This window comes from Mesorhizobium sp. M0243, assembly GCF_040321775.1.
Classification (GTDB): domain Bacteria; phylum Pseudomonadota; class Alphaproteobacteria; order Rhizobiales; family Rhizobiaceae; genus Mesorhizobium.
In genome coordinates this window covers 246,487-256,536 of record NZ_JAMYSF010000009.1, presented here as the reverse complement: position 1 = coordinate 256,536, position 10,050 = coordinate 246,487, and the positions used below count along the sequence as shown (strand labels likewise).

The following is a 10,050-nucleotide window of genomic DNA, read 5'->3' as shown; positions in this document are numbered from 1 at the left end:
TCTCAAAACACGAACAGGATGGAAACGAATCTCCATCCTGTTCGATAGGTCTTACCAGATCCTCATCCAGCCCAACTTAAGTGAACTGCATTAGCCCGTCGAGGCGGCCTTTTCTTTGTCGGTCATGTCCGCTAATCCGGCGCTCTGGGCCACTGAAAGCGACATGCCATGAACATGCTTCCAGACATCGAACCGATCGCCGACAGCGAAGGCGGCTTCCATCCGCTGTTCGCCGACGTGCCGTCCTCGGTCGAATTCAACAAATTGCGCAAGCGGCTGCTGCGGCTGACCCGGCAGGCGATCGAGGATTTCACGATGGTGAAGCCCGGCCAGCGCTGGCTCGTTGCCCTGTCTGGCGGCAAGGATTCCTACGGCCTGCTCGCGGTGCTGCTCGACCTCAAATGGCGCGGGCTCTTGCCGGTCGATCTTCTGGCCTGCAATCTCGACCAGGGCCAGCCGAATTTCCCCAAACATATCCTGCCGGACTATCTCGACAGATACGCCATCCCGCATCGCATCGAGTATCAGGACACCTATTCCGTCGTCACCGACAAGCTGCCTGCGGGCAGCACCTATTGCTCGCTCTGCTCGCGCCTCAGGCGGGGCCATCTCTACCGCATTGCGCGCGAGGAGGGGTGCTCGGCGCTTGTGCTCGGTCACCATCGTGAGGACATTCTCGAAACCTTCTTCATGAACCTGTTCCATGGCGGCCGTCTCGCCGCCATGCCGCCAAAACTGCTCAACGACGACGGCGACGTCATGGTGCTGCGGCCATTGAGCTACTGCGCCGAGGCCGATCTGGAAAAATTCGCCGCCGCCATGCATTTCCCGATCATTCCCTGCGATCTCTGCGGCAGCCAGGAAGGTCTTCAGCGCAACGCCATGAAGGCGATGCTCGAGGACCTGGAAAAGCGCATGCCGGGCCGCAAGGATACGATGCTGCGCGCGCTGTCGAACAGCAGGCCATCGCATCTGCTCGACAGAAAGCTGTTCGACTTCGCTGCGCTCAATGAGACCCTCAGCACAAGGCAAGATATTTCCGATGACATTTGACGACACCGCGATCGACTGGCTGGCCGGCATTCTGGCCGAGGCGGCGCTGACCGAGATCATGCCGCGCTTTCGCCGGCTTGGTGAGGGCGACATCCGCCAGAAGACGTCGGCTGCCGACCTTGTGACCGAAGCCGACGTCAATGCCGAGCGGCTGGTCGCCGCGCGGCTGCGCGAGCGCTATCCCCAGGCGATGATCGTCGGCGAGGAGGCCTGTTCCGACAATCCGGCACTGCTCGATGGTCTGGGCGATGCCGATCTGGCCTTCGTCATCGATCCGGTCGACGGCACTTTCAACTTCGCCTCCGGCGTGCCGCTGTTCGGCGTCATGCTGGCGGTCGTGGTCCAGGGCGAGACGGTTGCCGGCATCATCCACGATCCCGTCGGCAAGGACTGGCTGATCAGTGCCAGGGGCGCTGGCAGCCATATCCGGCATGCGCATGGCAGCCTGGAGAAGGTGCATGTCGCGGCACCTGCGCCGATCGCGCAGATGACCGGCTCCGTCTCCTGGCAATATATGGCCGAGCCGGAGCGGTCGCGGCTGGCGCGCAACCAGACGAAGATCCTGTCGCAATTCGCCTATCGCTGCGCCGCGCACGAATACCGCCTGTTGGCGAGCGGCCATGCCCACTTCGTCGTCTACAACAAGCTGATGCCGTGGGATCATCTGGCCGGCGTGCTGATCCATGCCGAGGCCGGCGGCCACGCGGCGCGCTTCGACGGCAGCACCTATCTGCCCTCGCATCTCGGCGGCGGCCTGCTTGTCGCGCCCGATCGCGAAAGCTGGCACGAATTGCGCCGCGAACTCTGGGCGGCACAGGATTAATTGCTGCGTTAGCCGAAGGAGCGGTGCAATTTCACGCAAATCCGGAGGCTCTCGAATGAAACCTCGGTTCGCATTTGTCGCCACGGCTCTTGCCGCCGCTCTGTTTGCCAGTTCCCAGGAAGCAAGATCGCAAGAGCGCAGCTGTCGCAGTTCCGATCCCGTCGATACGATAAGGGAGATGTCGGACGCTATCTATGCCTGCTGGAAACCGCCACCCGGAACCGCGGGCATGTCCCTGACACTGCGGTTCTCGCTTCGCCGCAACGGCACACTGATTGGCAAACCTCGCGCCACATATTCCGATCTGGGAACCGATGCCCAGCGCAGCAGGGCCTTCGTGGCATCCATCCTCAGGGCACTTGATGACGCTCTGCCATTGCCTTTTTCGGACAGCATGGGTGAAGCAATCGCAGGGCGCATGCTTGCCCCTCGGTTCACGGCAACTCTTGAAGGTGCGTCCTAATGCAAGTCGGTGATGTGCCCTGAAACGGGCGGGTTCTGTGGCTGGAACATCTTGCCGCGCTCGGCGATGAAGATCATCAGCAGCGCCGCGACCGAGACACTGCAGAAGCCGGCGGCCAGCGGCGTCACCGTGCCGTTGAAGGCCTGACCGATCAGCGTGCCGAGAATGCCGCCGAGAAACGTCTGCATGAAACCGAGGATCGACGACGCCGTGCCGGCCAGTTGTCCGAGCGGTTCCATGGCCAGCGCGTTGAAGTTCGCGCCGAGCGCACCGAACGGAAGCATGGCACAGGCAAAGAAGGTGATGAACAGCCAGAGCGGCATCTTCATTTCCAGCGAAACGACCAGCCAGGCAAGGCTGATGACCAGGAACAGCAGCAACGCGCTCTGCGACAGGCGGCGCATGCCGATGCGGCCGACAAGGCGCGAATTCAGAAAGTTGGAGAAGGCGAGCACGCCCGCAACCCCGGCGAAGATGACCGGGAACATCTCGCCGACATGGAAGATGTCCACATAGATCTGCTGCGCCGAAGCGATGAAGCCGAACATGGCGCCGAAGATGAAGGTGCTGGCGAAGGCATAGCAGATCGCAATGCGGTTGGTGAGCACGATGCGAAACCCGCCGACAATCGAGTTCACGGTCAGCGGCCGGCGATGTTCGGGATGCAGCGTTTCAGGAAGGCGCAGCAGCGACCAGGCCGAGACGAGGAGCGCACCGACGGCCATGGTGACGAAGATCCAATGCCAGGTCGCAAACAGCATGATGAACTGGCCGATGCCGGGAGCAATGACCGGTATCGCCATGAACACCATGAAGATCAGCGACATCACCTCGGCCATGCGCCGGCCGTCGAACGTATCGCGCACGATCGAGACGGCGATGACGCGGGTGGCGGCTGCACCGATGCCCTGCACGGCTCGGCACAGCAGAAGTGTTTCAAAGCTTGGCGCAATGGCGGCAGCCGCCGCCGCGGCGACATAAATCACCAGCCCGGCGACCAGCGGTGCGCGACGCCCGAAGCGATCCGAGATCGGCCCGAAGAACAGCTGTCCGCCGCCGAAGCCCAGAATGTAGGCCGTTATGACGTACTGCCGGTGGTTTTCATTTTCGACGCCGAGCGAGGCGCCGATCTGCTGCAGCGCGGGCAGCATGATATCGATGGCCAGCGAGTTCAGCGCCATCAGCGCCGCGCACAGGGCGATGAACTCCCAGCGCGGAATGGGCAGTTTGCTTGCCGATTGCGGCTCTGGTTTTGACTGGTCCACGGCAAGTCCGATCTTTCAAACGAAAATGCGCCGGCGGGCCGGCGCATTGGCTCGTCTTGGTCCTGGGTTCAGGACATGAAAATTGCCGAGGTGGGCTGCTCCCGGCGCCTTTGTGCACGACCCCGAAAATCAAAATCAACCTTCGGATGGCAATATGCACAAACAGAAATCAGGCGGCGCCTTTGACGCTGACGCCCTTCTCGACGAGGAATGTCTGCAACTCACCGGCCTGGAACATCTCGCGGATGATATCGCAGCCGCCGACGAATTCGCCCTTGACGTAGAGCTGAGGGATCGTCGGCCAGTTGGAATATTCCTTGATGCCCTGGCGCAGTTCAGCCGAGTCCAGAACGTTCACGCCTTTGTAGTCGGCGCCGATATAGTCGAGGATCTGGACGACCTGGCCGGAAAATCCGCATTGCGGGAAACCGGGCGTGCCCTTCATGAAAAGGACGACGTCGTTGCCCTTCACTTCATTGTCGATGTAGTCGTTGATACCGCTCATGGAAAATCCTTTCCCGCCTGTGGGAGTCAGGCTCGAAACATATCCCTTCAAATAAACCCAACGATTGCTCGAAACAAGACGTTAGCCGTGCCGTGGCTGAAATGGCGCAAAGGATGAGCCGTGTTGGGCCAAGCGGTTCTCTCGACACTGATCCGCCTGGTTGCGGTTGTTCCGGTGCGGCTCAGTCAGGAACGCTGGTCTGCAGCGCCAGTGCGTGCAGCACGCCACCCATATTTCCTTTCAGCGCGTCATAGACCATCTGGTGCTGCTGCACGCGGCTTTTCCCTCGAAAGCTCTCGGCCACCACCTCGGCCGCATAATGGTCGCCGTCGCCGGCGAGATCGCGGATCGTCACCTTGGCGTCCGGAATGCCGTCCTTGATCAGTTTTTCGATGTCGTGGGCATCCATTGCCATGGCAAAATCCTGTTTCGAGCGGCCGGCAGCCGGCCATAAGATGAGAGTCGGGCGAGCCTAAAGCCTTTCCGGTCCGGATTGAAGCCGTTCTGTCCCACCAACGGCAAGACGGTTCGATGGCTTCAGAGAAAGACTAGACCGGTGGGCTTGCTTCATCCTCGGCAATGTCCTCGCGTGTCGAGAAGGCGCGGCCAAGGCTGAAGGCCAGCACGTAGAGCGGCACGTTGAGCACGAGACTGACAATGGGAAGGTAACTCGTCATTTGCCAAGCTGGCGAGAAGAACCCCTCGCCATAGCCGTCGCAGATGAGCGACGAGCCGTACTCCCACATCGCGCCTACGACCACCGCGCTGGCAAAAAGCTTGATGCAGGTGACAATGTGCCGTGCCCGTGCCGGATCCGGCGCCAGGCGGTCCCACAGAACCAGGCAGACGATCGGGACCGCGTAGATGAGATTCTGCGCGATGAGCATGGGGATGGCGCCATTGGCCGCGGCAAGGAACTCCGCGCGCGTTTCCAGCCGCATGCACACCTCGCTTGAGGTTGTCGACAGCAGGAAAAGACGAACGGTCCCAGGAACCAGAAGAAGAACAACGACGGCCAGAAGACGACTGCAAGCAGCGCCCGGGCAGCCAGTTTCCTGTGATTGATCATGAGTTTCCCGAAAAACCGTTCCCACTTTTCGAGATCATGCTCTCGTCAACTGGCCTGGTCCATGAAGCGGGGGAACCAGCCTTCGTGCGCCGCGGAGAGTTCGCTGACCGGGATTGCCCTGGCGTCGCCAAGCTTCAGCGCGTTGCCCCCGGTCGAGCCGATCCACGGCGCGAAGATGCCGAGTTCGCCCTGCTGCTTGCGAATGGCGTCCCATTCGTCACCATGCGGATCGATCGACAGCGTCAGGAGATAACGGCCCTGATCCTCGCCGAACCAGACCGGGATCGGGTCGGTGCCGACAAGCCCGGGAACGGTGGCGCCGATACCGGACGCCATCGCCATTTCGGCAAGTGCAACGGCGACACCGCCATCGGAAACGTCGTGCGCCGCCGTGACGACACCGGATGCGATGAGCGCGCGCACATGGTCGCCGACGCGCTTTTCGTGATCGAGGTCGACCGGCGGCGGCGGGCCATCCGTGCGGCCGTGTATGTCCCTGAAATAGACCGATTGACCGAGATGCGTTCCCCAGGAGCCCGGCGCGCCGACCAGCAGGATCATCTGGCCCTCGGCCGCAAAGCCGGTCCGCACCATCTTCGACCAGTCGGCGATCAGCCCGACGCCGCCGATAGTCGGGGTTGGCAGGATGCCCTGGCCGTTGGTCTCGTTGTAGAGCGAGACATTGCCGGAGACGATAGGGAAGCCAAGCGCACGGCAGGCGTCGCCTATGCCTTTCACCGCGCCGACCAGCTGGCCCATGATCTCGGGCCGTTCCGGGTTGCCGAAATTGAGGTTGTCGGTGGCGGCCAGCGGCAGAGCGCCGGTGGCGGTCAAGTTGCGCCAGCATTCGGCCACCGCCTGCTTGCCGCCCTCATAAGGGTCGGCCTCGCAATAGCGCGGCGTCACGTCGGACGAGAAGGCGAGCGCCTTGGTCGCATGGCCTTCGACCCGGACCACGCCGGCATCGCCGCCTGGAAGCTGCAGCGAATTGCCCTGGATCAACGTGTCATACTGTTCCCACACCCAACGCCGCGACGAAAGGTCCGGCCCGCCGAGCAGCTTCAGCAGCGCGTCGGCAACGTCGGCTTGCGGAATGTCATTGGCGGCCAGCGGCACCGGCTTCTTCGGTTCGGTCCACGGCCGATCATATTCCGGAGCCTTGTCGCCAAGATCCTTGATCGGCAGGTTGGCGACCTCGTCGCCCTGGTGCAGAACGCGGAAGCGCAGATCGTCGGTGGTCTTGCCGACGATGGCGAAATCGAGCCCCCATTTGTGGAAGATCGCCTCGGCTTCCTTTTCCTTTTCCGGGCGCAGCACCATCAGCATGCGCTCCTGGCTTTCCGACAGCATCATCTCGTAGGCGCTCATGCGCTCTTCGCGCACCGGAACCTTGTCGAGATCGAGCTCGATTCCGAGGTCGCCCTTGGCGCCCATTTCGACCGCCGAGCAGGTGAGGCCGGCGGCACCCATGTCCTGGATGGCGATGACGGCGCCCGAGGCCATCAGTTCGAGGCTGGCTTCCAGCAGGCACTTTTCGGTGAAGGGATCGCCGACCTGCACTGTCGGGCGCTTCTCATCGATCTTGTCGTCGAATTCAGCCGACGCCATGGTGGCGCCGCCGACGCCGTCGCGGCCGGTCTTGGCGCCGAGATAGACGACCGGCAGGCCGACGCCCTTGGCTTCCGACAGGAAGATCGCATCGGTCTTGGCAAGGCCCGCCGCAAAGGCGTTGACCAGGATGTTGCCATTGTAGCGGGCGTCGAAATTGACCTCGCCACCGACTGTCGGCACGCCGAAGGCGTTGCCATAGCCGCCGACGCCGGAAACCACGCCTGAAACGAGATGCCGGGTCTTGGGATGGTCAGGCGAGCCGAAGCGCAGCGCATTCATCGCCGCGATCGGCCGCGCGCCCATGGTGAAGACGTCGCGCAATATGCCGCCGACGCCGGTCGCCGCGCCCTGGTAAGGCTCGATATAGGACGGGTGGTTATGGCTCTCCATCTTGAAGACGACGCAGTCGCCGTCGCCGATGTCGACCACGCCGGCATTCTCGCCCGGCCCCTGGATGACTTGCGGACCGGTGGTTGGCAGCGTGCGCAGCCACTTCTTCGAGGATTTGTAGGAGCAGTGCTCATTCCACATCGCCGAGAAGATGCCGAGTTCGGTGAAGCTCGGCTCGCGCCCGACAAGATCGAGGATGCGCTGATACTCGTCGGGCTTGAGCCCGTGTGAGGCAATGAGCTCAGGGGTGATCGGCACGGAATTGGAAATGGTCATGGGCGGCGATTTATATCCGGGACGTTGGGATTTTGAGTCCCGTCTTATCGCAAGCCTTGCGGCCGATACACCCATGGATTGACGAAAAACGACGGAAAACCGGACAAAGCCACGCAGTGTCAGGAGAAGCTGTCGTAGCCGGCGCGGCCTTCATCGAGAAGTCGCCGGATCGCCGCGACGCCTTCGGCTATGTCCTCGCGCTGTCTCGGCTGCGAAACGCCAAAGCGGACGCCATGGAAAACCTGCTCGGAGCGGCCGGCCTTGAACTCGTCCTCGTCGTCGATCAGCACGCCGTGCTCAAGGCAGGCGTTCTTGAAGGTGCCGGAAAGCCAGGGGTCGGGCAGGGTCAGCCAGACAAAGGGCACCCTGTCATGCGACTTGAACGCGAAGCCGGCCAAAGTCTCGCGCACGATGGCGATGCGGGCGCCGATTTCGGCGATGCTGCGCTTGCGTATCTCATCCGCCTGACCTGACAGCACCAGCCTTGTATTCACCTCCGCCAGCAGGAAGGGCATGCCGCCGGTCATCATCTTGTGGGCGACACGGATGCGGTGGCGGTAGGCGGGCGGGCAAGAAAGCCAGCCGCCGCGTACACCGGCTGCGACCGACTTCGACAGGCCGCCCGCGACAATGGTGCGTTCAGGCGCATACTCGGCCAGCAATGGTGTCGGATCATCGGTCAGATTGCCATAGAGGTCGTCCTCGATGAGGACGACGTTGTATTCGCGTGCGACATGGGCGATCGCCTCGCGGCGCGCCGCCGACAAGGTGGCCAGCGTCGGATTCTGCGCAGTCGGCATCAGGAAGATCATCTTGGGATGCTTTTGCGCGCAGACGCGCTCGAAATCCTGCGGATCGATGCCTTCCTCGTCCGATGCCACCAGCGCGGTGCGCCTGCCGATCAGGCCGGCACTGCGGGAAATCTGCGAGTAGGTGAGGTGCTCGAAGGCAACATAGTCGCCAGGCATGGTGAGCGCCGCGATTGCCGCCATCACCGCCGCATGGGTGCCGAGCGTGGGAACGACGGTGTCGGCACTCGGACGAAACGAATTGCGCGCCAACCAGCGGGCGCCGGCTTCGTACCAGCGGTCGGGAAAATCCCGCGTGTAGCTTGAAATCTCATGTGGATGGTCCTGCGCCGTGCGCGACAGGACACCGGCGACGATGTCGCCCTGGCCGATATCGGGTGCTGCGGTGCTGTCGAAACGCAACTTGCCTTTAGGCGCATCGATATAGCGTGTGCCTTCGCCGCCGACGTCCGGAGCCGGAAAATCCGGCTTCGCGCGCTGGCCGAGCACATAGGTTCCACGCCCGACTTCGCCGCTCACCAGCCCACGCTCGCGCAGCAATTGATAGGCCCGGCCGACCGTGCCGACGGTGGTGCCGATGTCGTAGGCGAGGTCGCGTTGCGGCGGCAGCTTTGCGCCGGCATCGATCACGCCGCGATCGATGTCCGTCTCGATGGAATCCGCCAGCCGCTGATACAGCGGGCCGGAGCCGGCAGTGAGATCTGGAAGCCAATTTGTCATGGTGACAATTTTCTATATTGCACCGGCACATGAGTCAATACATATCAATCGCGTGCAAAAAAGGGTACAATTTAGAACGTCGGCAGAAAGAAAATGAATACAATCGCGACAATACGTCATTCGAGCGCTGCATTATCAGGCCAATCGATACGCCCGTCGGTTCAGCGCGGCTTTGTCAGCCGCCTTGTGCGCGTGCTGAGGTCGCTGGCAAGATGGATCGACAACCTGCTGGATCGCCGCCGCAGCCGGTTGGCGCTGCTGGAGATGACCGACGACCAGCTCAAGGATATCGGCATCTCGCGCTGCGATGCCCACCGCGAGGGCATCAGGCCGTTCTGGGACTGACCGTGATCCCAAAAGTGGGAACCGGTTTTTGGGAAAGATAATGGTCCCTGGAAATGCGGACAGGACGTCCGCACAGTTCTAACGGACGCTCGATGCCCTGGTGCGAGCAATGCCATGGTCCGCAAGGACGGCGACCACGCACAGCACGAGGAAAAGTCCGGTGATGGCTGCGGCCGAGATGACGACGCTGGTCGCGCCGTTCTTGGCGATGTCCAGGAAAGGGTAGGGCACCTCGCCGGCAAACGGCGCCCGCACCAGCGCATAGACCAGATAAGCGATGGGATAGATCACCCACCAGGAAATGTCGCTCCAGCGCGTCCTGCCGTCAGCGCCCGATATCAACCACCACAGCACGAAGAGCACCGGCGTCACATAATGCAGCAGGACGTCGCAGAGCAGGAACAGCCCCTGCGGCTGCCAGAGTTGTGCCAGGACCGTTGCATAGATGATAAAAACCAGCGCGATCGAAGCGGCAACGCCGGCCCGCATCCGCGCGCCTGCAAAGGCCGGCACCCAGGCATAGAAGGTGGGTGACAGCAGCGACATGTACACCAGCACCGCGCCGATGTTGGTCAAGATGGTGAAGAAGCTGAAGACGAAAATGACGGAGCCAAGCAGGCTGCGGCCTGCTTCCATCGATGCCGGAATGCTGATGCAGAACTGCAGGATGAGCCCGGCCAGACCGATGACCAGCCCCACAATCTGCAGAAAGCGGCCCATG

Annotated in this window: 10 protein-coding genes and 1 pseudogene; 4 read left to right on the top strand and 7 right to left on the bottom strand. The window is 62.2% G+C overall.

Features of this window, described 5'->3' with window-relative positions; all coding sequences use genetic code 11:
• Window positions 1-168: 168 nt before the first annotated feature.
• The 3 genes from ttcA to NKJ11_RS33835 are packed head-to-tail and all read left to right on the top strand — an operon-like array spanning window position 169 to window position 2,339.
• On the top strand, window positions 169-1,053 hold the full coding sequence (gene ttcA / locus NKJ11_RS15410) for a tRNA 2-thiocytidine(32) synthetase TtcA (protein ID WP_352793696.1): 885 nt from the start codon (window positions 169-171) through the stop codon (window positions 1,051-1,053).
• Window positions 1,043-1,876, top strand: a complete 834-nt coding sequence (locus NKJ11_RS15405) for an inositol monophosphatase family protein (protein WP_352793694.1) — start codon at window positions 1,043-1,045, stop codon at window positions 1,874-1,876. The genes ttcA and NKJ11_RS15405 overlap by 11 nt, the downstream gene beginning before the upstream one ends.
• A gap of 55 nt (window positions 1,877-1,931) precedes the next feature.
• Entirely contained in the window at window positions 1,932-2,339 is a 408-nt protein-coding gene (locus tag NKJ11_RS33835) for a UCP034077 family protein (protein WP_127293481.1), read from the top strand.
• On the opposite strand, the gene NKJ11_RS15395 is transcribed toward NKJ11_RS33835, so the two are convergent.
• From NKJ11_RS15395 to NKJ11_RS15370, 6 genes and pseudogenes are all read right to left on the bottom strand, one after another.
• Complete coding sequence (locus NKJ11_RS15395; protein WP_245486115.1) at window positions 2,336-3,520, bottom strand: multidrug effflux MFS transporter; 1,185 nt, start codon at window positions 3,518-3,520, stop codon at window positions 2,336-2,338. The two genes, NKJ11_RS33835 and NKJ11_RS15395, sit on opposite strands and share 4 nt — an antisense overlap.
• A gap of 253 nt (window positions 3,521-3,773) precedes the next feature.
• The gene (grxD, locus tag NKJ11_RS15390; RefSeq protein WP_006332883.1) at window positions 3,774-4,109 is read right to left on the bottom strand and encodes a Grx4 family monothiol glutaredoxin; all 336 of its coding nucleotides are present in this window, start codon (window positions 4,107-4,109) and stop codon (window positions 3,774-3,776) included.
• Window positions 4,110-4,290: 181 nt separating this feature from the next.
• Window positions 4,291-4,524 carry a BolA/IbaG family iron-sulfur metabolism protein gene (locus tag NKJ11_RS15385; protein WP_010909092.1) on the bottom strand — a complete coding sequence of 78 codons (234 nt, stop codon included), beginning with the start codon at window positions 4,522-4,524 and terminating at the stop codon, window positions 4,291-4,293.
• A gap of 133 nt (window positions 4,525-4,657) precedes the next feature.
• Window positions 4,658-5,178, bottom strand: a pseudogene (locus NKJ11_RS15380) (hypothetical protein).
• A gap of 45 nt (window positions 5,179-5,223) precedes the next feature.
• Window positions 5,224-7,455, bottom strand: coding sequence for a phosphoribosylformylglycinamidine synthase subunit PurL (gene purL / locus NKJ11_RS15375; protein WP_352793692.1), 2,232 nt, complete (start codon window positions 7,453-7,455; stop codon window positions 5,224-5,226).
• A 119-nt stretch (window positions 7,456-7,574) separates the two neighbouring features.
• Window positions 7,575-8,984, bottom strand: a complete 1,410-nt coding sequence (locus NKJ11_RS15370) for an aminotransferase-like domain-containing protein (protein ID WP_352552720.1) — start codon at window positions 8,982-8,984, stop codon at window positions 7,575-7,577.
• Between the two features lie 93 nt (window positions 8,985-9,077).
• On the opposite strand from NKJ11_RS15370, the gene NKJ11_RS15365 reads away from it, so the two are divergent.
• A complete protein-coding gene (locus NKJ11_RS15365) occupies window positions 9,078-9,329 on the top strand; it encodes a DUF1127 domain-containing protein (protein ID WP_128303279.1) in 252 nt (83 codons plus the stop codon).
• A gap of 78 nt (window positions 9,330-9,407) precedes the next feature.
• On the opposite strand, the gene NKJ11_RS15360 is transcribed toward NKJ11_RS15365, so the two are convergent.
• A complete protein-coding gene (locus NKJ11_RS15360; RefSeq protein WP_128303280.1) occupies window positions 9,408-10,049 on the bottom strand; it encodes a Pr6Pr family membrane protein in 642 nt (213 codons plus the stop codon).
• Window position 10,050 lies beyond the last annotated feature (1 nt).